At 55.3% G+C, this 20,777-nt stretch carries 18 protein-coding genes; 9 read left to right on the plus strand and 9 right to left on the minus strand.

The window, feature by feature from the left end; genetic code table 11:
• Positions 1 to 5 precede the first annotated feature (5 nt).
• The 3 genes from B4A77_RS08445 to B4A77_RS08455 all read left to right on the plus strand — a co-directional run bounded on the left by B4A77_RS08445 (position 6) and on the right by B4A77_RS08455 (position 3,991).
• Complete coding sequence (locus tag B4A77_RS08445) at positions 6 to 1,016, plus strand: YihY/virulence factor BrkB family protein (protein WP_173366228.1); 1,011 nt, start codon at positions 6 to 8, stop codon at positions 1,014 to 1,016.
• Complete coding sequence (locus tag B4A77_RS08450) at positions 991 to 1,617, plus strand: hypothetical protein (protein WP_290731590.1); 627 nt, start codon at positions 991 to 993, stop codon at positions 1,615 to 1,617. Before B4A77_RS08445 ends, B4A77_RS08450 begins: the two co-directional genes overlap by 26 nt.
• Before the next feature lie 61 nt (positions 1,618 to 1,678).
• Positions 1,679 to 3,991 carry an ABC transporter gene (locus B4A77_RS08455; RefSeq protein WP_290739933.1) on the plus strand — a complete coding sequence of 771 codons (2,313 nt, stop codon included), beginning with the start codon at positions 1,679 to 1,681 and terminating at the stop codon, positions 3,989 to 3,991.
• A 9-nt stretch (positions 3,992 to 4,000) separates the two neighbouring features.
• On the opposite strand, the gene B4A77_RS08460 is transcribed toward B4A77_RS08455, so the two are convergent.
• Positions 4,001 to 6,457 (minus strand): SpoIIE family protein phosphatase, encoded by a 2,457-nt coding sequence (locus B4A77_RS08460; RefSeq protein WP_290739936.1) that lies wholly within the window; start codon positions 6,455 to 6,457, stop codon positions 4,001 to 4,003.
• Positions 6,458 to 6,508: 51 nt separating this feature from the next.
• A complete protein-coding gene (locus B4A77_RS08465; protein WP_173382421.1) occupies positions 6,509 to 7,030 on the minus strand; it encodes a nitroreductase family protein in 522 nt (173 codons plus the stop codon).
• 48 nt (positions 7,031 to 7,078) lie between these two features.
• On the opposite strand from B4A77_RS08465, the gene metG reads away from it, so the two are divergent.
• Together metG and B4A77_RS08475 are read left to right on the plus strand one after the other, a co-directional pair.
• On the plus strand, positions 7,079 to 9,148 hold the full coding sequence (metG, locus tag B4A77_RS08470) for a methionine--tRNA ligase (protein ID WP_290739939.1): 2,070 nt from the start codon (positions 7,079 to 7,081) through the stop codon (positions 9,146 to 9,148).
• A gap of 136 nt (positions 9,149 to 9,284) precedes the next feature.
• Positions 9,285 to 10,055: a hypothetical protein gene (locus B4A77_RS08475; protein WP_173366233.1), complete on the plus strand. Its 771-nt coding sequence runs from the start codon at positions 9,285 to 9,287 to the stop codon at positions 10,053 to 10,055.
• Positions 10,056 to 10,062: 7 nt separating this feature from the next.
• On the opposite strand, the gene B4A77_RS08480 is transcribed toward B4A77_RS08475, so the two are convergent.
• The gene (locus B4A77_RS08480) at positions 10,063 to 10,797 is read right to left on the minus strand and encodes a glutaminyl-peptide cyclotransferase (protein ID WP_290739942.1); all 735 of its coding nucleotides are present in this window, start codon (positions 10,795 to 10,797) and stop codon (positions 10,063 to 10,065) included.
• A gap of 52 nt (positions 10,798 to 10,849) precedes the next feature.
• Here B4A77_RS08480 and B4A77_RS08485 point away from each other — a divergent pair, with 52 nt between their 5' ends.
• Genes B4A77_RS08485 through B4A77_RS08495 form a run of 3 tightly spaced genes read left to right on the plus strand, consistent with a single transcriptional unit; the run spans position 10,850 to position 12,572 of the window.
• Complete coding sequence (locus B4A77_RS08485; protein WP_290739945.1) at positions 10,850 to 11,419, plus strand: DUF4416 family protein; 570 nt, start codon at positions 10,850 to 10,852, stop codon at positions 11,417 to 11,419.
• Positions 11,420 to 11,431: 12 nt separating this feature from the next.
• A complete protein-coding gene (locus B4A77_RS08490) occupies positions 11,432 to 11,803 on the plus strand; it encodes a DMT family protein (protein ID WP_173366236.1) in 372 nt (123 codons plus the stop codon).
• 13 nt (positions 11,804 to 11,816) lie between these two features.
• On the plus strand, positions 11,817 to 12,572 hold the full coding sequence (locus B4A77_RS08495) for a M23 family metallopeptidase (protein WP_290731575.1): 756 nt from the start codon (positions 11,817 to 11,819) through the stop codon (positions 12,570 to 12,572).
• 11 nt (positions 12,573 to 12,583) lie between these two features.
• Here B4A77_RS08495 and thiE read toward each other — a convergent pair whose 3' ends face one another.
• The gene (gene thiE, locus B4A77_RS08500; protein WP_290723765.1) at positions 12,584 to 13,216 is read right to left on the minus strand and encodes a thiamine phosphate synthase; all 633 of its coding nucleotides are present in this window, start codon (positions 13,214 to 13,216) and stop codon (positions 12,584 to 12,586) included.
• A gap of 143 nt (positions 13,217 to 13,359) precedes the next feature.
• On the opposite strand from thiE, the gene B4A77_RS08505 reads away from it, so the two are divergent.
• A complete protein-coding gene (locus B4A77_RS08505) occupies positions 13,360 to 14,184 on the plus strand; it encodes a type II secretion system protein (RefSeq protein ID WP_290731571.1) in 825 nt (274 codons plus the stop codon).
• A gap of 3 nt (positions 14,185 to 14,187) precedes the next feature.
• On the opposite strand, the gene thiH is transcribed toward B4A77_RS08505, so the two are convergent.
• The 5 genes from thiH to B4A77_RS08530 are packed head-to-tail and all read right to left on the minus strand — an operon-like array spanning position 14,188 to position 20,775.
• A complete protein-coding gene (thiH, locus tag B4A77_RS08510; RefSeq protein WP_290739950.1) occupies positions 14,188 to 15,456 on the minus strand; it encodes a 2-iminoacetate synthase ThiH in 1,269 nt (422 codons plus the stop codon).
• A gap of 20 nt (positions 15,457 to 15,476) precedes the next feature.
• Complete coding sequence (locus B4A77_RS08515) at positions 15,477 to 15,986, minus strand: hypothetical protein (RefSeq protein WP_290739953.1); 510 nt, start codon at positions 15,984 to 15,986, stop codon at positions 15,477 to 15,479.
• Positions 15,987 to 15,988: 2 nt separating this feature from the next.
• Positions 15,989 to 18,601, minus strand: coding sequence for a DNA mismatch repair protein MutS (gene mutS / locus B4A77_RS08520; RefSeq protein WP_290739956.1), 2,613 nt, complete (start codon positions 18,599 to 18,601; stop codon positions 15,989 to 15,991).
• A complete protein-coding gene (gene scpB, locus B4A77_RS08525; RefSeq protein WP_073113677.1) occupies positions 18,601 to 19,308 on the minus strand; it encodes an SMC-Scp complex subunit ScpB in 708 nt (235 codons plus the stop codon). Before scpB ends, mutS begins: the two co-directional genes overlap by 1 nt.
• 48 nt (positions 19,309 to 19,356) lie before the next feature.
• Entirely contained in the window at positions 19,357 to 20,775 is a 1,419-nt protein-coding gene (locus B4A77_RS08530) for an MBOAT family O-acyltransferase (RefSeq protein WP_290739959.1), read from the minus strand.
• Between the last annotated feature and the right edge of the window lie 2 nt (positions 20,776 to 20,777).

The following is a 20,777-nucleotide window of genomic DNA, read 5'->3' on the forward strand; positions in this document are numbered from 1 at the left end:
CTCGTATGCCCAATTGGTGGAAGAATTTCTCCTGGGAATGGCTTTTCGACTCCATTGCCGAAAGGTCGCCTTCGTTTGTGAAGGTCATTGTCGTTACGGGAAAATCATTCCTGTACTATCACGGAATGACCCGAGCGGCAAGTCTTACCTACACCACTCTCGTGGCGGTTGTCCCGCTTCTCATTTTGCTCACCTCAATAACGCTCGCGGTGGGGTTTGGCGGGTTCATGTCCGACTACCTGCCCATCATCATCGATGTTCTTAACCTGGACTGGCCTACCGAACAAATCATCGACATCGTGCAAAACGCCGAGCACATTCCTATCGGCAAACTCGGATTCATCGGTGCCCTTGGCCTTTTCGTCACCTTCATTCTCGCTTTCGGCAGTTTGGAAACAAACTTCAATGTCGTATGGGAAGTCAAGACCTCGAGAACGCTGTTTAGGCAGATCCAGGTCTACACGCCCTTCCTGCTCATATTCGCCGGTTTCATCGGAATGTTCGCAGGATTCGTGAACCATGTGCAAGACGTCCTCACCATGATAGTCGTCGACGGCTTCCACTTCTCGCCGGAACTGCTCAAGGTCCTCATTACCGCATTCTGGTATATCGCGTTTCATTTTGCGGCAATGCTCCTCATTTTCCTGATGCTCTACGCGCTCCCGGCCAGAAGCCTCAGACAAAGGGAAACCGGAGTCAAGCCGCCCTATCGCAAAAGCAAGCTCTTCGCCGTTTCGCTCATGGCAACCATCATTGCATGGATCGCCATCAACATTTACGTGAAGATTCTCATGCTCATCCAGACAGCGATGGTAACACGCATGTCCATTTTCTACGGCTCTCTCGCCTTTATCCCGTTGGTGCTGTTCCTCTTTTTCGGAGTCTGGTCCATTATCCTATGCGGCAACAGCCTCGTGTGGACCATCTGCTACTGGCCGGAATCTTCACAAAAGAAGTGGAACTGGACCGCAACCCTGGAGGATGTCCACAATGCAAAGTCAGACCAAGAAAAATAGGCTTTCCACGAAGGCCATCGCCATTTGCCTTCTGCTTTTCTTCTGCGTCGGCTCGAGCTACGCCGAACTGGCAGGCATGGGCGACACGCCCGTCACCGAGGAAAAATCCGAAGGCGGACTCAAGGCCCTTATCGGAGTAAGCGGCGGCAACGTGCTTGTGGCCGACGACGGAGCCATCTTCGCAAATCTCCGCATCGGTCTCGACATTGCGCCCATCTTCTCGACGGGCATGTGGGTCGACAGGCTCCTAAGCGATGTCCACAACCACAATGTCAAAGAAAAGCAGATGATCAAGTACATGTCGTTCGGCGGCTTCATCGAGCTTTTCCCGCTCCGATTCGACAAGATTGCAATTTCTGTCCCCATCAACGTGGGCGGCGGAGCCCTCTACGTGATGGAACCCGACGATGAAGCTTTCGAATCCGAAGACTACTTCTTCACGGCGGATATTTCGGCCCACTTCAACTACCGCATCACCAAGATGCTCGAAATTTCCATCGGCGGCGGATACCGCATGTTCGCAGGAATCGAAACGAACAACCTCGACAACATGGACCTCTGCACCCCGTTCGGCGAACTGCGATTCACGGTAAGGGAATAAGCTCTATTCCATGCCCGAATTTATTTCGATACGTGGCTGCAGACTGCACAATCTAAAAAATGTGGACGCCCAATTTCCATTGGGCAAGATTACCGTTGTCTGCGGTCCTTCGGGTTGCGGAAAATCGACACTCGTTCTCGACACCCTGCATGGAGAATCCAAGCGTCGCTATCTCGAGACTCTATCGCCTTTTGCCGCTGAACTTCTGGGCGGGAGACGCATTATCCCCCTCGACAGTGCCGACGGCCTGCCAGCAAGTCTTGCCGTAGGACCAAGCCACGGGGAAGCCCCAGCCAAGGCATACGCGTTGAGCATCTCGGAATGCGACAACACCTTGCGGGCGCTTTTTGCCGCCTACGCAAGGCCCGCCTGCCCCGTATGCGGGAAACCCATGGAAAGCCAGAGTCGCGAGAACATCATCCGAGAAATCGCAGGATTACCGCAGGGGACCAAGCTGCAATTTTTGGCGAAAGTCGAATCCGCCTCCAACCTCGACAAGCTCTCGGCAGTATTCCTAGCCCAGGGCTTTACGCGAGCCATGGCCGATGGAGTCAGCTACTCGCTAGCCGACCTGACCGACAGCGAACGCAGGATTGTTCCCGAAAAATTTTTCATTGTCGTGGACCGCGTGATTGTTCGCGAGAACACCCGCACCCGCATCGCCGAAGCTGTAGACGGCGCACTGAAACTCACCCACGGCGGAATCACGCTTGACATTGATGGGACCCGCAAGGTTTACAGCACCGTGCCACGCTGTCCGGACCACGGAGAGCAGCTTTCAAGGCCACTTGCCGCAGAAGACCTCTCGCCCTACACCCGCGAGAGCGTTTGCCCTGAATGTGCAGGGACCGGCATCATCGAATCAGAAAACGGCGACGAGGGTTCCGAATGTCCTCGCTGCAAGGGACTCCGGCTGAACGGGAGCATCCTAAGCGCAACCGTCGAGGGCCAGGGAGATGGCGCTCCCAGCAAGAGTCCAACCACCTGGAAAAACGTTCTGGACACGCCGTTCGCAAAGCTCGAAAGCCTGCTGCACACCCTTTTCGACAAGCGCCTTACAGCAAAACAGCTTCCCGCATTCAACACTCTCGTCGACCGCATCCGAGCCATCAACGAACTGGGAATCGGCTATCTGACGGGAGGACGGAGCGCCTCGACCCTTTCAGGGGGTGAAATCCAGCGCCTAAGGCTATCGAGCCTTTCCACCGGACTCCTGAACAACCTGCTCATCGTCCTTGACGAGCCCGCAAGCGGACTGCATGAGTGCGATGTTGACGCCCTCTGGAAAGTCCTCAAGAAGGTCCAATCCCGCGGAAACACCCTCGTGCTTATCGAGCACAATCCAGGCATCATCAGGCGTGCAGACTGGATCATCGAAATGGGACCCGGAGCGGGAGAAAAGGGCGGAGAAATCCTATTCCAGGGAAAAGCGAAAGAGGTGCTGGAGAACCCCAATTCGCCCACCGGCAACTGGTTAAGAGAACTCGGAATTCGGAAGCAGGCAAGCACAAGGATCAAGCCCTCAAAGACGAACGCCATCGCAATCGAGAATTTCGCCCTGTTCGACATGAAGCCAGTTTCGGCGTGGTTCCCGGTGCAAAAATTCAGCGTCATCACAGGCCAGAGCGGCAGCGGAAAGTCGACCCTTCTCTTCCGTAACCTCGCCTACCGCGGAACCCGAGGAGAATTCAGTCCTCTCGGCATCCAGGCGCTATCCATCCTATCGACAGGCGATTTCCACGGCAACCGCCGGAGCACCGTAGCCTCCGCAATCAACCTGAACATGATTCTTCGCGAACTGTTCGCGAAGCTTCCCGAAAGCAAAGTCCGGGGCTACACCGCATCCAAATTTGCGACCCATGCCCCTGGCGGCCGCTGCGAAAACTGCAAGGGCGAGGGAGTCATCCTCGACCCCGCAGGCTACGAAGAGTCCGAATGTCCTGTCTGCCTCGGCAAACGCTTTAAAGACGAAATCCTGGAAGTCCGATTCAAGTCCCTCTCCATCGCCGACATCTACGATTTGGAAGTCGGCAGTGCATACAAGCTATTCTCCAACCTCAAGCCGTTTGCAGACAAACTCAAGCCTCTCGTGGATACCGGGCTCGAATACCTGAAGCTTGGGCAAACGACAGCACACCTGTCCGGTGGCGAGCGCGCAAGGTTGCGACTGTCAATCGCGCTTGCACGCGCGAAGGCCCCCAACACGCTATTCCTCTTCGACGAACCCGCGCGAGGGCTCCATCAAAAGGATATCCAGCATCTGCTAAAACTCATCCACGGGCTTACCGATGCCGGCCACACCGTCATTGCAATCGAACACGCCCAGGATTTTGTGAACGCAGCAGACTACGTACTCGAGCTCAGCCGAAAATAGCCGTTATTCTTAGCTGAGCCTCTTTGTAATTGCAAGTTCGTTCTGGTCGCCGTTTCTGCGGTAACTGACGCTATCCATCGTCTTCTTGACAATAAATATTCCAAGGCCACCGATTTCGCGTTCTTCGGCAGAAGACGTCACGTCCGGGTCTGCCTGCTTGAGCGGGTCGAAAGCAGCCCCGTTATCGATAAAGGTCAACCGCGCATCGAGTGTCGCCTTGCGGATTTCGACAATCAGCGTCACGCTTGTGGCTCCGGAGAACTTGACGATATTGCTGTAGATTTCATCGATTGCAATATTGATTTGCATCTGGGACTTCATCGACGCCTCCATCGGCGCCAGAATCCCCTCGACAAAGGCAGTAAGAATGTCCTGGTTTTCAGGAATGACGTCCACGATTTTTTCATAACGTTGCCAAGCATCCTGCATCTGCATTTTCTTGGCACCATCCATCGGAGTGAGGATATTTTCAACAAATGATTTGAGAGCGCCCTGATTGTCCTTCGCGACATCTACGGTCTTTTCGTAACGTTCCCACACCGGTTCGTCATTGCCAATAAACTTCACGGTCAACATGGTAATATCGTCGAACTGCGGGGCGTCCTGCACAAAATCGTCAATACTCTTCTTGACAAAGGCGCATGTTTCAGCAGGTTTCAAATCACCGCCCCTTTCAAGCGTCTCAAGCAACCTCTTGTCGCCAAAAAGTTCATCCCGGGAATTAGTCGCTTCTGTTACGCCGTCGGTAAAAAGGAACAGCGAATCGCCAGTCTTGAGATCAAAAGACTGCGACTGGTAAAGCGTATCCTCCATTGCCGCCAGAACAAGTCCCGACTTGCTATTTACAAATTCGACAGTGCCATCGCTATGACGGACCGCAGGCGGGTTATGGCCAGCCGAGGCGAATTCCACATGGCCGGTGCGCAAGTCGATGATTCCGGCCCACACGGTCACGAACATGTTCAGCCTGTTGCGTTTCGCAAGCGCGAAGTTCGTGCTGTTAAACGCATTCACGACGGATTTCATGTTCTTGGTCATCGTCCGCAGGATAATTCGGGAAATCATCATGAACAGCGCGGCCGGGACACCCTTGCCCGAGACATCGCCCACCATGACGCACAAGTGATCGTTATCTATCTTGAAGAAATCATAAAAGTCGCCGCCCACTTCCTTCGCCGGAAGCAGGAACTGCGAAAGTTCGTGGCGGTCGTCATCGGAATTTTCTTCGCATTCTTCTCTCGGAAGCGTCGACAGCTGGATATTGCGGGCCAGGTCGAGTTCGCGCTCGATGCGCTTCATGTCCTTCTGCCTTTCGACATGATCCTTGAGCGAAGAAAGCATGTTCGAGAAAGCCCAGGCGAACTCCGCCACCTCGTCGTGCCCCTTCATCTGCGGAATCGCCACGTCGAAATCGCCATTGCCAAGTTTCTTTGCGGCAGCGGAAAGTTCCTTGAGCGGCTTCGCGACCCTGAACGAAATCAACAACATGATAACCAGCAAGACCGCATAGCCGCAGGCCGCAAGCACCACAAAAAGTCTAACCGAAGATTGTCTTTGTTCAAGGAATTTCTGCGCAGGCCAGACAACCATGAAAGTCCAGTTGTTGGATTTCATCGTCGTATAGTAAATGGCAGCCTCTTCGTCACCGACAACAGAACCAAGAATCAAGCCCTTGTCCTTTTTGCCTCGCCTGTCGAACGGCACCAAGTTCTTATTGTTAAATTCCTTGACCGCTATTTCCTTTTTCCCTCTCCCTTCTGCAATGTATTTAGGGAATGCAACCGGGACATTCTTTTCGGAGAGGACCATGGCAAAGCCAGAATTGGGAACCTGGGCCGCCGCCACCGTTTCCTTGAGGAATTCGATGGACATATCCACGGCCAGGACTCCAGCAAGCACTTCATTTCCCTTCTTATCCTTATGGAATATGGGAACCGTATAGACCGCAATGGGTTCATCCACAAATTCACCGATAAAGGGTTCCTGCCAGCGGCTAGAGTGGGCATCCCTTGTGCTTGCATACCATTCCTTATCCTGGTAGTTGGCGCCCGTAATCAACTTTGTTTCGTTGTCCACAAACCGCGCAAGCCGCATGAATTCGCCCTTGGGAGTCTCCGGCCCCATTCCCTGTTCGAACGCAACCACAACCGCCACAATATGGGGGACGAGATTGCGGGCAGTCGCAAGCGTATGCGTCAGGAACTCGTCGAGTTCGGCTTTTGTCATGCGACTATTGCTCAAAGTCGACGCGGCATCTTCGCCGACATGCTTTCCGGCATCGAATAGCTTGTCGATGTAGGTCACGTTCGCAAGGCTAATCTGCTCGCCATTCTCAATGGTCATCTCTTCTAGTTGCGAACTCATTTTCGAAGTCATGATTCCGAAAATCAGGCCGACAATGACCGTGACGGCAACAAGAATCATCAGTGATTGCTTGAAAGCAAGTCCGCGGAAGTTGAATCCCATATACTACCTCTTTTTTAAAAGCCTTTTCAGGCAGGTTCCCCGAATTAAAGTTTACACCTCGCTCATAAATTCTTCCATACTCTTGCGCACGGGGTGCCTGGGCGAAGGACCACCGTTCTCAGGGTCGGCGTAACCGATATCCAGAAGGCAGGCTAGCTTTAAGTTGTCCGGAAACTCGAACGCGCTTTCGATGTACGATGCGTTGAATCCGCGGGCCCAGAGCGTCGCAAGGCCGAGGTCGGTGGCCTGCATCATCATGGAGGTGGTGACGATGCTTGCATCCATCACGCCGCTGTTGAAGTTGTCGTTGTACTTTTCGGCGGTATAGCACTTGGGTTCGTCGTAGCAAACCATGAGCACCACGGGGGCGTTGTAGGCCATGCGGGTAATGCCGCGAATCTTTTCCAGAGCCTCGGGGGACTTGATGACCTTCACGGTTACAGGCTGAGCGTTAATTGCCGTCGGGCTCAGGCGGCCCGCCTCGAGCACCTGGGCAAGTTTTTCGGGTTCTACGGCCTGGGCGGTAAATGCTCGGCAACTGTAGCGATTCTTGGCCAAATCCATGAAAGACATAAATACCTCTTGTTTTTCCCTTAATATAATTTTTCTATCTTTGGGCACATGAAAAATTTTTACGTTACCACCCCGATTTATTACGTGAATGACGCCCCGCATATCGGGCACTCCTACACCACCGTCCTCGCGGACATCCTTACCCGCTTCCACAAGATTCTCGGCTACCAGACCTTCTTCTTGACCGGTACCGACGAACACGGCCAGAAGGTTCAGCGCGCCGCCGAAAAGCGCGGAGTGACCCCGCAGGAACACGTGGACGAATACTACCATCGCTTCGAAGACCTGTGGAAGAAGATGGGTATCGGCAACGACTTCTTTATCCGCACCACGATGCCCGAACACAAGGCCTTTGTGCAGGAATGCCTCCAGAAGCTCTGGGACAAGGGCGAAATCTACTCGAAGGAATACGAGGGCTGGTACTCCGTGGGCGAAGAACGCTTTTTTGGCGAAGACGAACTCGACGAGAACAAGTGCGACCCCATCAGCCACCGCCCGGTGGAATGGCTCAAGGAGAAGAACTACTTCTTCAAGATGGGTTCCTACCAGCAAAAGCTCATTGACTTTTTGGAAAGCCACAAGGACTGGATCGTGCCGGACTACCGCTGGAACGAAATCCGCGGGTTCCTGCGCCAGCCGCTGAACGACCTGTGCATCAGCCGCCCGAAGGCCCGCCTAAGCTGGGGCATTCCGCTGCCATTCGACACCGATTACGTGACCTACGTGTGGTTCGACGCCCTCCTGAACTACGTGAGCGCCTCCACCGCCTTCCACAAGACTTATGCCGACGGCACGCCGATTTGGCCTGCCACTTACCACCTCATCGGCAAGGACATTCTCACCACGCATAGCGTGTACTGGCCGACGATGCTCATGGCCCTCGACATTCCACTTCCGCAGCACATCCTCGCCCACGGCTGGTGGCTCGTGAACGGCGGCGAAAAGATGAGCAAGTCCGCTGGCAACGTCGTGAACCCGATGGACTACATGGAAAAGTACGGCATCGACGCGTTCCGCTACTTCCTCGCCCGCGAAATGGTGGTGGGCCAGGACGCCAACTTCACCCACGATGCCTTCGTGCGCCGCATCAACAGCGACCTCGCGAACGACCTCGGTAACGTGCTGAACCGCGTGCACCGCCTGGTGCTCAACAACTTCGAAGGCAAGCTCCCCGCAGCGACCTCCATCGGCGACGCCGAGAAGGAAGTCATCGACCTTGCGAACAAGGTAATTGCTGAAATCAAGGAAGGCCTGCCGCAGGCCCGCCTCTCCCAGTCCATCGAGACCATTATGCAGCTCGTGCGTAGCATCAACCGCTACCTGGAAGTCAAGGCCCCGTGGAAGCTCGCGAAGGACCCTGCTCTCAAAGATGAACTCGCGACCGTGCTCTACGTGTCTGCCGAAGCCGTGCGCCTCTCGCTTTGCCTGCTGTGGCCGGTGATTCCCTCCAAGGCAGAAGAAGGCCTCGCCATGATCGGCTGCAAGTTCCAGAGCGCCGACGACCTCGCCTGGGGTATCCTCAAGGGCGGCGAAACGTTCGGCGAAGGCAAGCCGCTCTTCCCGCGTATTGAAGAAGAAGTCAAGAAGCAGGAAGCTCAGCCGAAGCCCAAGCAGAACAAGCCCCTGATGGCCGCCGACGTGCCCGCTGCCATGGACATGCGCGTAGCCCAGATTAAGGAAGTGGCCGACCATCCGGACGCCACAAGCCTCTACGTGCTCAAGGTAGACGCCGGCGAAGGCGAGCTCCGCACCATCTGCAGCGGCCTCAAGAACAGCTACAAGGCCGAGGAACTGAAGGACAGGAAGATCCTGTTGTTCGCAAACCTGAAGCCGAGCGCTCTCCGCGGTATCATGAGCCAGGGAATGCTCTTTGCGGGCGACCTCGACAACGAGGCCCACACTTGCAGGCTCGTTTCCGTGCCCGAAGACGCCAAGCCCGGTGACCGCGCCCTCTTCAAGGGTGTAGCACCCAGCGAACCGCGCGAACTGAAGGTGAAGGACTTCGAGAAGATTGCGCTCTCCGTGAAGGGTGGCGCCGTGTTCTGCGACGCTCTCGCTCTCGAGGTGAACGGGAAGCCGGTGACCTGCGACGTGGCCGACGGCAACGGCGTGCATTAAAAATTCTCCATATTTCACACAAGGGTATTCCGACCTGGAATACCCTTGCGTGTATTTCATCACTACATTATTCCCATTTGTCAATTTTTCAGCACTGCATTATCCGTTTTGTTCAGGCTCGCAGTATATTTAAGGCATGAGATTCTTCTATCTGACAGTCCTCGCATTCCTTATCGCGCTCAGCGGATGCACCATGCACCCGCCTTCAGCGTCTGGATTCATGGAATCGCTTGAACTATCACGCGAAGGCGAAAACAACAGGGTCTACACCGCGCGCCTCGAAAAAATCAACTTCAGCATGCAAGGCAACGAATGGGAAATCCCGCTCGGCCTCGAAACGACCAAGGGCTACGCCAACGGTTTCGTGACAGGCTGGGGTCTCCTCCCCTCTCCCTACTTCATGTTTGGCCAAGGCAACAAGTATTTCGCCTGGCGCACTTGGGTCTCGGCCATCTGGCTCGGAATTACCGTCGCGCTGGTCTGCGAAACTGGAGCTTGCGACGACGATGGCGACAGCGACTCCTACAGCTACTACGACGACGAATATGACGACTACGACTATGTAGCAATCAATTCCCTTCTTGACGCATGGATGGAACTTTTTAGCGGCGGATTCTCGGTCATCGAGCAAATTCCCATCGGCGACTTTATCCGTATCGGCTTCGAGCAATACATCTGCCGTAACTTCTGGCTCAACCTCGGCTGGATCGACGACCAGCTCGACTTCGGCAACGTAGAAGTCGGCGTCGGCAGCTACGTGAGTTTCAGGCTAGGGGCACACAGGATATCCCTGGATGCACGCTACGGCATCCTCGACTTCAACCCCAAGAAGCCACGCCTCTCGATCGGCCTCAGCTACAGCAATTCCATTCTCTTTGGTTCTGCCCCGGCGACAGCGCCAAGGTAAATCTCGCCTACGGCTGGATTTTATAAATCTGCGGCCAGTATTTGCCCGTCACCCAAAGGAACTTACCGTCGAAGGCAATCCCGTTCAACACGTCAATGTTGCGGTGGTTCCGGTAGATTTCTTTCCACTTCTGCGTAAGGTCAAGGTATTTTTTGACCCTCCCGCTCGGCAAGTCGATTACTGCAATCAACCCCGTCTGCCAGACATTTGCGTACAAAGTATTCCCGGCAATTTCAAGTTCGTTTAGATTTTTCACGGGACGCCCTTCGTCGGTTACGCGGATGACGCCCACCACGTTGAAACTCCCGAGCGCAATTTGCAGAAGCTCTTCGGAACCGTTGCTCATGAGGAGCGCGTTTCGCCAATACGTGAGTCCCCAGCCTTCCGTCGGGATGCGGAACTCGCCCTTCGCACGGAACGGCTTGCGGTTATAGATGAACGCCTTCTTCGCTTTCCAGGTGAGGTAGAAGATGTCTTCGCCTACAGCAATCGAGCCCTCCCCGAAATAGCGGTCCGCAATCCGGGCCGAATCGAGAATTTTACCGTCGAGAGTCCGACGATAAAGTCCGGATTGTCCATATTGCCCTGTCGTTTCGATAATTTCCTTTCCGTCAAAGAAAATTCCCTGCGTAAAGTGCGTCGATTCGTGCGGCACGGAATCAAGTATTGCGGGCACCTCGCGCGGCGTCTCGGCAAGGGCGACAGACATAAGGGCAAACACGGTCAACAAACAAAAGCGCATATCTCAAAAATACTAAAAGCCGCGGTTTTCGCCTTTTACTAAATTGTAATTTATGGGCGAACTCAGGACTCCAGCCAAGGTCAAGATTGTCGTAGGTATCCTCGCAAGGGACACCTCCGCCGTCGAATCCGTCCGGGAAACCCTGGTTAAGCGCTTCGGCACCGAGGACCTGAACCTCGAACCGTTCCCCTTCACGTTTACCAACTACTATGTCGACGAAATCGGATCCTCGCCCGTCCGTGCCTTCTTCAGCTATGAGCCCCTCGTGGAACGCGAGACCATCGTCGACATCAAGCTTTGGTCAAACGAGGTGGAACTCGAAATCGCAAGGCAAAACGGAACGCCAGGGCTAAGACCCGTAAACCTCGACCCGGGCTACATGACCCTCGGCCAGTTTTTCCTTGCAACGACCAAGGACCAGCGCCAGCGCGTCTACATGCAGCGAGGCATTTTCGTGGAACCCACGCTATACTTTCAGGACGGACATTTCCACGCCTTCGACTGGACATACCGCGACTACCAAAGCGAAAAGTACATCCAATACCTGGAACAAGTCCGCGCCCGTCTCGCCTACCAGATGAGCACCGGAAAGCCTTATCGCCTTAGAACTTCATCCCACTAGATCTCAATTATTATGAAAGCAGGAATTCTCACAGTCATCCTCCTCATCATCAGCAACGTCTTCATGACAGCCGCCTGGTACGGGAACCTCAAGCTCAAGGAAATGCACATCAGCACCGACTGGCCGCTTATCCTCGTGATTCTTGCCTCGTGGGGTATCGCCCTCATCGAATACTTCTTCATGATTCCCGCGAACAACATCGGCAGCAAGATTAACGGAGGTCCCTTCAACCTGATGCAGCTGAAGGTCATCCAGGAGGCCATTTCGCTTACGGTATTCACCGTCATCGCGACAACAGTCTTCAACAACGAAGCTTTGCACTGGAACCACATCGTCGCTTTCGCGCTCATCATCGGCGCCGTATTTTTCGCATTCCTCAAGTAAAAGGTTCATGGGAATGAGACTCTTTATCCTGGCATTTCTCTGCATCGCGGCGGCCCACGCGGCCGAAACCGCCGATACGAGCGCAGTCCAGGAAAGCAGCGCTTCAACTACGAACAAGGTAGCAGCCGTCGCCGTCGACCGCGACTACCTCGACTTTTCGAACATGCTCATTCCCGTCACACACGAGGCGAGACTCGGCTCCCCCTATGGAATCCGCAACCACCGTCTGCACCGGGGTGTCGATGTCAAGATTATCCGCGACGAGCCTATCGTCGCCGCACTGCCCGGCGTGGTCATCATGTCCAAGTACAACCCCGGCGGCTACGGCCACTACGTACTGGTCCAGCACGACAACGACATCCAGACCCTCTACGGGCACCTCTCCAAGCGCGAAGTCAAGGTCGGCGACAAGCTGCTTCCCGGCGACATCGTCGGATTGGGAGGCAACTCCGGACGCTCTTCCGGAGCGCACCTCCATTTCGAAATCAGGTACGGGAACTACAACATCGACCCCGAAACCGTCATCGACTTTCCACACTGGTCCCTGACAGAAGACGCAAGCCATATTTCCAAGAGCGATGTCATCACCGCACACCGCAAGATGCAGTGGCGCCTGAAGAAAGAAGAATACGTTGTCAAGAAGGGCGACACCCTCGAAAGCATCGCCGCATGGTTCAACATCTCGGTAAAGGCGTTGTGCCGCATCAACAACATCTCGCCAGAATCGCCGCTCAGGATCGGACAACGGCTTCGCGGCAGCGGCCAGTAATACAGCCCAAGTTATGCGTTCAGGTCCAAAAAGGCCTGTTTAAGTTCTCGGGTCGCAAGTTCCGGGTCGGCAGCCTTCATGATTGCGGAAACGACACAGATGCCAGCAATGCCGGAACCCTTGAGAACAAAGATGTTATCCTTGTTGAGACCACCAATCGCGTTCACAGGAACCGGGACAGCCTTCACGATTTCTTTGAGAGTTTCGACAGGAGTAATCACCGTTTTCACATGCGTCGTGGTCGGGTAAATCGCACCGCAGCCCAGGTAATCTGCACCCTGCTCATAAGCCTCGAGCGCCTGCGGGATAGTCTTTGTCGTCGCCCCTATGATCTTGTCCGGCCCCATGATTTTCCGGGCGATACCTACAGGCATATCGCTCTGCCCCACATGAACTCCCTCGGCACCAATAGCGAGGGCCACATCAACGCGGTCATCGATAATCAGCGGAATCCCGTATCGGGCCGTAATCTCGTGCGTTGCCACCGCCAAGTCCATATACTCGCGGGTAGACTTGTCCTTTTCTCGCAACTGGACGATGGTCGCCCCGCCCTTGCAGGCGGCCTCAACAACTGGCAAAAAACGCTCTTCGGGAACGCTCGTGCTGTCGGTAATGAAGTAAAGGGTCGTATCGAGGGTCTTCATGCTCCTAAAAATAGCAAAAACAGGCCTTATATTGTGATTTTGCTTAAATTTCGCCCAAAAATCAAAAAAATTTTGTTTACAGGGCTCCGAAAAAGTTATTTTCTTAATGTAAATGATTCATTATTTGCAAGGGATGTAGCACGATGCACATGCAAGCGCAAAATAAGGGTCGCAGGGGCTTTACCCTGATCGAAGTCATGGTGGTGACCGTTGTCATGGGGATACTTGCTGCAGTGGCCGTACCGAGTATATTCGGGCTGGTCGAAAGATCAAAAGAAAAAATTGATTTGTTGAAACTGTTCTATCTGAGGGACGCGCTGAACAGGGCACTGATTGAAGATGAAGAAGCTTTGTTCAAAGGTGATTTTGCTTCCCAGAATCGCAGCAAGTTGAGTACTAAATTGGCTAGTTCAACCGGTGTAGACTTGTTCGTTATTGAAATGCATCCAAACCATCCCAACAATATACAGAGTGCCCACACCAGCATCAACAAAGGCTCAGAATTCAGCAAACTGGTCGGAAACAGTGGAATATGGTATGAAGCTCTGAATGAGGCTGGTTTTTATGGCGTCGCAGATATTCTCGATGCACGAAATAGTGGCAAAGACTTAAAAAAAGGTGGTGATACATATATCACGTACAAGTATAAAGACGTTAATGGTAAAGATCAATATCGGTCCTATCCCAAAGAACCTTTGTTCATCAGCAAGCTGTTGAATCACGGAAAAGAGGCTGGTCTGGATGCAATACAACACCAGGGCGGAAACAACACTAATTATCGTGTGACAGTGAGTTTCCAGTGGACAGGGATGGAGCCGACAAGTCGCTCCGTAGAGGTCGCCTTGCTTCCTGCTTCAATGAAAATGCGCGAATCAAAAACAAACCCAAAAGGCGGAGCTCTTCTCTCCGACCACGGTGTCTGCTTCTCGACCTATGGAGACATAGGCTGCGCGAATTTCAGTTACTAGCCGCTACACGTAAAGATAATCGTTCAAGACGGGCTGCAAACCTTCGCCCGAGATGTCGCCGTACATATCGTTGAAACTGCGGGAGTCGTTGATTTCGAACTGTTCGTCGCCGCCTTCCCCGTCGTCGTGACCGCTGTACTTGCTTTCGTGGTCGCCGATGCCCGTAGAAACGCCGGCGGAAACTTTCGTCGCACAGATTTTCACGATGCCGTTCCTAAATTCCTTGCTTTCGCGGCTCGAAACCGTAATGCCCACGTACGGCAAGAAGATGCGGTAGGCGCAAAGCACCTGGCAAAGTTCCTTCTCGCGAACGTCCAGCGGGTCGATTTTGTCGTTGTTGATGATGGGGCGCAGTCTCGGGCAGCTTAAGCTCATCTCGGCATGCGGGTACTTCTTTTGCAGGTAATACACGTGCAGTGCCGACGCGAGTGCGTCGCGGCGGAAGTCCGAAAGGCCGAGGAGCGCGGAGAAGGCCACCCCACGCATGCCCGCCATCAGGGCGCGTTCCTGCGAGTCGAAGCGGTACGGGAATACGCGCTTGTGGCCAAGCAGGTGAAGTTGTTCGAAACGCACCTTGTCGTAAGTTTCCTGGAAAACCGTCACATAGTCCACGCCGCATTCGTGCAAGTAGCGGTATTCGTCGACGTTGACCGGGTAGACTTCCACGCCCACCATGCGGAAATACTTGCGTGCGAGCTTGCAGGCCTCGCCGATGTATTCCACGCTGCTTTTGGCGCGGCTCTCGCCCGTGAGGATCAGGATTTCTTCCATGCCGCTGTCGGCGATGACCTTCATCTCGTGCTCGATCTGCTCCATGGTGAGCTGCATGCGCTTGATATGGTTGTAGCAGTTGAACCCGCAATAGACGCAGTAGTTTTCGCAGTAGTTCGCGATGTAGAGTGGAGTGAAGAAATAGACGTTGTTGCCGAAGTGCTTGCTCGTCTCGATTTTCGCCTTCGCAGCCATCTGCTCGAGATACGGGGCGGCCGCCGGAGAAAGGAGCGCCTTGAAGTCCTCAAGCGTGCAGCGTTCGTGCTCCAGGGCGCGCTTTACGTCCTTGCCGGTGTATTTGGAATAATCGAAATTTTCGGACTCGGAGAGAACCTTGTCGGCAATGTCCGACTGGATGACTTCCATGCCGGGCAGATAATCCATTATATTAGTACGGGAACTCGGATCGTTTTCAAGGCGGTGCTTCTTGGCAAGCGCCCCTTCCGAGAGATTCCCGGAATCGAACAAGTAATTGTTGTCTTTTCTTTCTTGATTTTCCATTTCAAAACACCATCCGAAACCTATTTCAATTCCAGATTCTTCAGCCACTGGCGCATGGTAAATACCGACACGCTTTCTTTCCGGGACTGTTTCGCAATCCTGCTCCCGAAACCTGTCGCCATCTTTTCGGGATCGAGCGGAATCCCTACCCTGCCCAGGTCGAGCCTGTCGGCATCGTAGCAGCAGTCTATGGTCGGGTCTCCGTTTTTCGGTTCGTGCGTGTGGAACTTGCAGGCATGGTAAAGCTTGTCGAAGCGCTCGTCGTCAATCTCGAAGAGCTTAGCCTCGCGGCATTCCTTCGCGAATTCGGCACCGCGTGCGCCGTGCTCAGGGTCGTGACCATCGTCAAAGCGCTTGCTGTCGTGGAATATGGCAAAGAGGCGAACGACTTCGACATCCACGCCGGCAACACGGCCAGCAAGCAGGAGCCCGTTGGCCTCCACCTGGTGCCAATGCTCTATGCCGTGAACGTCCGAAAGGTACGGACGGTTCGCGAAGGCATGTTCCATTATGGCAGCAAAGTCTATCATAGTCAGGCGCCGTACGCTTCCTTCAGTTCCATCAAGCGCTGGAGCGCCTGCATCGGGGTCATTTCCTCGGGCTTGAGCCTGCGGATTTCGTCCTTCAACAGCTGAGTGTTCTCGTCGGGCGGTGCAAACATGTCCAGCTGCGGGTGTTCCTTCTGCTTCTTCTTCACGGCGCCGTCACTCGGGTCAATCTTTTCCTTCTCAAGCCGGAGAAGAATCTTCCTCGCCCTGCGGACAACGTTGTTCGGGAGGCCCGCCATCTCGGCCACATGGATGCCGTAGCTCGAGTCGCAGGCGCCCGCGAGAATCTTGTGGAGGAACACCAGCTTGTCGCCCTTCTCCTGCACGGCCACCTGGAAGTTGCCCGCATGTTCGAGGCTTTCCACGAGCCCGGTGAGTTCGTGGTAGTGCGTCGCAAAGAGGGTCAGCGCCTGCCGTGCGGGCTCGTCGTGGAGGGTTTCCACAATCGCCCAGGCGATGGAAAGCCCGTCGAAGGTGCTCGTGCCGCGCCCGATTTCATCGAGCAGCACAAGGCTGTGCGGAGTCGCGTTCCGCAATATATTTGCGGTCTCTATCATCTCGACCATGAAGGTACTGAGCCCGCGACTCAGGCGGTCACTCGCCCCCACGCGGGTGAATATGCGGTCCACTACCCCAATGCGGGCAGATTCCGCAGGCACGAAGCTTCCGATTTGCGCCATCAGAACAATGAGCCCGGTCTGGCGCAGGTAAGTCGACTTACCCGCCATGTTCGGGCCCGTGATGAGCATCAGGCGCGTGCCATCGGGTGAAAGAGAAACGTCGTTCGGGATAAAGTCCAGGTCCGGGTTCACGGCGACAATCACCGGATGGAAACCGCCGCGGATCTCGATGCCCGAGCCCTCGAAAACCTCGGGGCACGCGTAGTTGTACTTGCGGGCCGCCCGCGCGAAACTGTAGAGCGTATCGACCTTCGCCACCGCGTCGGCAATCTCCTGGAGTTCGCCACGCCAGCCGTTCACGCGGTCGCGCAAACTACAGAAGATGCGGTATTCCAGGTCGTGAATATTCACTTCGGCGTTGCTGATGATGGATTCGCATTCCTTCATCTCGGGCGTAATGTAGCGCTCGCCGTTCACCGTCGTCTGCTTGCGGATGTATTCCTCAGGAATCGGGCTAGTCGCCTTCGCCATCTGCGCCTTGGTAATCTCAATATAGTAGCCGAACACGCGGTTGTAACCGACCTTCAGGCTCGGGATTCCGAGGCGTTCACGCTCGCGGCCTTCCAGCGAGGCAATCCATTCGCGCTTTTCCTTGATGTCGGCGTTCATTGCGTCGAGTTCGGCATTCGCGCCAGGGCGTATCATACCGCCCTCGCGCACCGTAAGCGGCAAGTCCTCATTGAACTGCGCCAACAGTTCCTCGCCACGCCCGCGCGCATTTTCCAGCGTGCTGCGGAGCCCTTCGAATATGGAGGAGCGCAGGCCCTCGAGCACGTCGGCCACCTTCGATGCCTGCGAAAGCGAACGGCCCATGCCCGCGAGGTCGCGCGCGTTGGCACGCCCACTCCCCACGCGCCCCATCAGGCGTTCCATGTCGAGGATGCTCGTGAGCGATTCCTTCAGTTCGTCAAGCGCCACCGGGTTCTGTACCAGTTCGGCGACAGCCTCCTCGCGTTCCTGGATGCGCGGGACAGAAATCAGCGGGTGACTCACCCAGTCCTTGAGCGTGCGCCCGCCCATCGCGGTCACCGTGTGGTCCAGCACCGAACAGAGCGTGCTCGAGTAGTCGTCCGCATTCAGCGGGCGCGTAAGTTCCAGATTCCTGAGCGTACTCGGGTCAAGCGTCATGTAGTCGTCGAGATTCAAGATCTCGAGCGTCGTAAAGTGCGAAAGTTCGGACTTCTTCTGGTCCATCAGGTAGGCCATCAGGGCACCCGCGACTTCCGTCTCGCATTCGCGGCCATCGAGCCCGAGGCCCACCAGCGATTCCACCTTGAAGTGGCTAAACAGAACGTCGCGGCTCTGCTCCTCCCCGAACATGAACTCGGGAATCTGCGTCACCAGCACGTTGTCCGCCTTGACCATGTCCATGATGCTGGAGGGAATCACCGCCCCCTCGGGCACCACGATTTCCTTGGGCATGCGGCGGCTGAACTCGCACTCGAAAGCCTGCACGCTACTCCTGCACACGGCGAGGTAGCCCGTCGTCACGTCGGCGACGGCAAACGCGGCATCGTTACCCGCGGGCACGTAGGCAAACAGGTAGTTCGCCTCCTTCGCATTCAGGTTCGACTCGTCCATCGCGGTGCCGGCACTGATAATCTCCACGATATCGCGCTTCACGATACCCTTCGCGAGCTTCGGGTCTTCCACCTGCTCGCAAATCGCGATGCGGTAACCCGCCGCCACCATCTTCGGCACGTAACGGTCTGCGGCATGGTGCGGGAACCCGCACAAGGGAGTCGCACCCGAGGCGCCGTTGTTGCGGCTCGTGAGCGTGAGTCCAAGAATTTTCGATGCCACCACGGCGTCGTCCTCGAACAGTTCGAAGAAGTCGCCCATGCGGAAAAATAAAATGCAGCCAGGGTTCTGTTTCTTGATCTCGTAATACTGCTGCATCAACGGGGTGACAGCCATTACAGGTCTCCCATCGAAAGTTCAATCTGTTCCGGGTTATCTTCCGGAGGCACAGGTTCCGTAGGTTCGGATTCCTGCTTCGCGTACTGCGGCACGAGCGTGCCCGCTTCCAGGAGTTCGCTGAACTCGCGCAGGCGCGGCAGGTCCTCGGGAATGCGGTTGATGCCGAAATACTTCATGAATTCCTGCGTCGTCACGTAGGTGTAGGGGTTGCCGACCGTCTCGGCGCGGGCACCCAGCGCAATAAAGCCCTTGTCGAGCAAGTTCCTGATTGGGCCATCCACAGAAGACACACCGCGCACCTGCTCGATGGCGGCCTTCGTGATGGGCTGCTGGTAGGCAATCACCGCGAGGGTCTCGAGTGCGGCCTGGCTCAGGCGGCGCGCATTCGCCTCGGGGAACAGCTTGCGCACCCACGGGTAGTACTTCGCACGCGTGCGGAAACGGTAGCCGCCCGCCTGCTCCACAATCTCGAACGGGGAATTAATCTTGTTCAGCGAATCGTTCGCAGCAATGAGCGCATCCGACACGGTACGGGCATCCAGAAAGTCGCCCAGAATCTCGCGCAACTTCTTGAGCGTCACAATGTCGGGCGAAGCGAACACGATAGCCTGTATAATGCGGGCAAGGTCCTCGCTGCTTTCCACTTTCGGAAGTTCTTCTTCGACTTCCTCGGCCTCTTCTACATTCTGCGGGTTTTCACTCATATTCGGTAAGATAGTAAAAAAAAAGGCCGCGTGGCCCTTCCCCGCCCGCTAGAACTGGAAATAAAGGAACGGGTTGTAGCTCTGAGTAAAGAGCGCAAGTGTCGCGAGCACAAAGAGCCCGAGCGCGACCGCGGCCTTCCAGGGTTTCACCTCGTTGCACCAGTCGAAACTGCGGAACTTCCAGAACGAAAGCAGGGCTGCCACCGCCATGAACACGATGCACGTGGGCGTGAAGATTTCGGCCGTAAGGATGGCGTCGGCAGCACTCACCGGCATAAGCCCGAGCATCGCCTTCCACATGCGCCACGCCTCGCCAATGCTATCGGCACGGAACAGCACCCAGCCGAACAGCACGAGCACCTGCGTTATAAGAATCTGCACCACGCGGGGCGCCTTGTAGTAAAGCGCGTTCTTGTTGTTCGCACGTTCCACGATCATGAAGAAGGCATGGTACAGGCCCCAGCAAACGAACGTCCAGTTCGCGCCGTGCCACACGCCGCTCAAGAACATGACCATGAACAAATTAAAATACAGGCGCTTCTTGCCCACGCGGTTTCCGCCGAGGGCGATGTAGAGGTAGTCGCGGAACCAACTCGTGAGCGAAATGTGCCAGCGTTTCCAGAATTCGGTAATGCTCCCCGAGCGGTACGGGCCGTTGAAGTTGCGCGGGAAATGGAACCCGAGCATCAGGCCAAGGCCAATCGCCATGTTGCTGTACGCCGAGAAGTCGAAGTAAATCTGGAACATGTAGGCAAGGCTACCCCACCACGTATTGAGTACGCCCGGAGCGTCTGCCGCAAACACGCGGTCGGCGATGATGCCCACCTGATTCGCAAGGAAAATCTTCTCCGCAAAGCCGAAACTGAAGAACATGATGCCGCGAACGAAGTTCTCGAGCGTATGCGTGCGTGTCGCAAGTTCTTCTGCGACCGTATTGTAACGCACAATCGGGCCCGCCACGAGCTGCGGAAACAGCGCCACGTAACAGGCAAACGTCACGAAGTCCTTGACCGGAGGGGCCGTGCCACGCCACACGTCAATCGCGTAGCTCATGGACTGGAACGTATAGAACGAAATGCCCACCGGCAAAAGCACCGTCATCACCGAGAACGGCTCGCAGCCAAGCTTTGCCACCACATCATTGATGACGCCCATGCCGAACATATAGTACTTGAAGAACCCGAGCGCACCGAGGTTCACGACAATCGCCGCAAGGAGCGCCAAATTGCGTTGCCGCTTGCTAGCGCCAGGCGCAGAGATGAACCGCCCGCTCACGTAAACAACGAGCGTCGAGCCGAACATCAGGAATACGAGCCACGGTTCGAGCCAGCCGTAAAAAATGTAACTGAAAATCGTGATGAAGAAGTTCAGGCCGGAATGCTTGACCCCGGCACGGAACAGCACAAAGTAGCCGACCAAAAAAGTCGGCAAAAAGTAGAACAGGAAAATCTGGGAAGAGAAGACCACAG

The organism is Fibrobacter sp. UBA3718 (assembly GCF_002371935.1).
Classification (GTDB): domain Bacteria; phylum Fibrobacterota; class Fibrobacteria; order Fibrobacterales; family Fibrobacteraceae; genus Fibrobacter.

Excerpts from the sequence above, each read along its gene's own strand:
- thiE (WP_290723765.1), bottom strand. The coding sequence starts at position 13,216 with ATGAAGACCCTCGATACGACCCTTTACTTCATTACCGACAGCACGAGC.
- metG (WP_290739939.1), top strand. The coding sequence starts at position 7,079 with ATGAAAAATTTTTACGTTACCACCCCGATTTATTACGTGAATGACGCC.
- B4A77_RS08480 (WP_290739942.1), bottom strand. The coding sequence starts at position 10,797 with ATGCGCTTTTGTTTGTTGACCGTGTTTGCCCTTATGTCTGTCGCCCTT.
- B4A77_RS08465 (WP_173382421.1), bottom strand. The coding sequence starts at position 7,030 with ATGTCTTTCATGGATTTGGCCAAGAATCGCTACAGTTGCCGAGCATTT.
- B4A77_RS08495 (WP_290731575.1), top strand. The coding sequence starts at position 11,817 with ATGAGACTCTTTATCCTGGCATTTCTCTGCATCGCGGCGGCCCACGCG.
- B4A77_RS08460 (WP_290739936.1), bottom strand. The coding sequence starts at position 6,457 with ATGGGATTCAACTTCCGCGGACTTGCTTTCAAGCAATCACTGATGATT.
- B4A77_RS08505 (WP_290731571.1), top strand. The coding sequence starts at position 13,360 with ATGCACATGCAAGCGCAAAATAAGGGTCGCAGGGGCTTTACCCTGATC.
- mutS (WP_290739956.1), bottom strand. The coding sequence starts at position 18,601 with ATGGCTGTCACCCCGTTGATGCAGCAGTATTACGAGATCAAGAAACAG.
- thiH (WP_290739950.1), bottom strand. The coding sequence starts at position 15,456 with ATGGAAAATCAAGAAAGAAAAGACAACAATTACTTGTTCGATTCCGGG.
- B4A77_RS08485 (WP_290739945.1), top strand. The coding sequence starts at position 10,850 with ATGGGCGAACTCAGGACTCCAGCCAAGGTCAAGATTGTCGTAGGTATC.
- B4A77_RS08515 (WP_290739953.1), bottom strand. The coding sequence starts at position 15,986 with ATGATAGACTTTGCTGCCATAATGGAACATGCCTTCGCGAACCGTCCG.
- scpB (WP_073113677.1), bottom strand. The coding sequence starts at position 19,308 with ATGAGTGAAAACCCGCAGAATGTAGAAGAGGCCGAGGAAGTCGAAGAA.
- B4A77_RS08450 (WP_290731590.1), top strand. The coding sequence starts at position 991 with ATGCAAAGTCAGACCAAGAAAAATAGGCTTTCCACGAAGGCCATCGCC.
- B4A77_RS08445 (WP_173366228.1), top strand. The coding sequence starts at position 6 with ATGCCCAATTGGTGGAAGAATTTCTCCTGGGAATGGCTTTTCGACTCC.
- B4A77_RS08475 (WP_173366233.1), top strand. The coding sequence starts at position 9,285 with ATGAGATTCTTCTATCTGACAGTCCTCGCATTCCTTATCGCGCTCAGC.
- B4A77_RS08490 (WP_173366236.1), top strand. The coding sequence starts at position 11,432 with ATGAAAGCAGGAATTCTCACAGTCATCCTCCTCATCATCAGCAACGTC.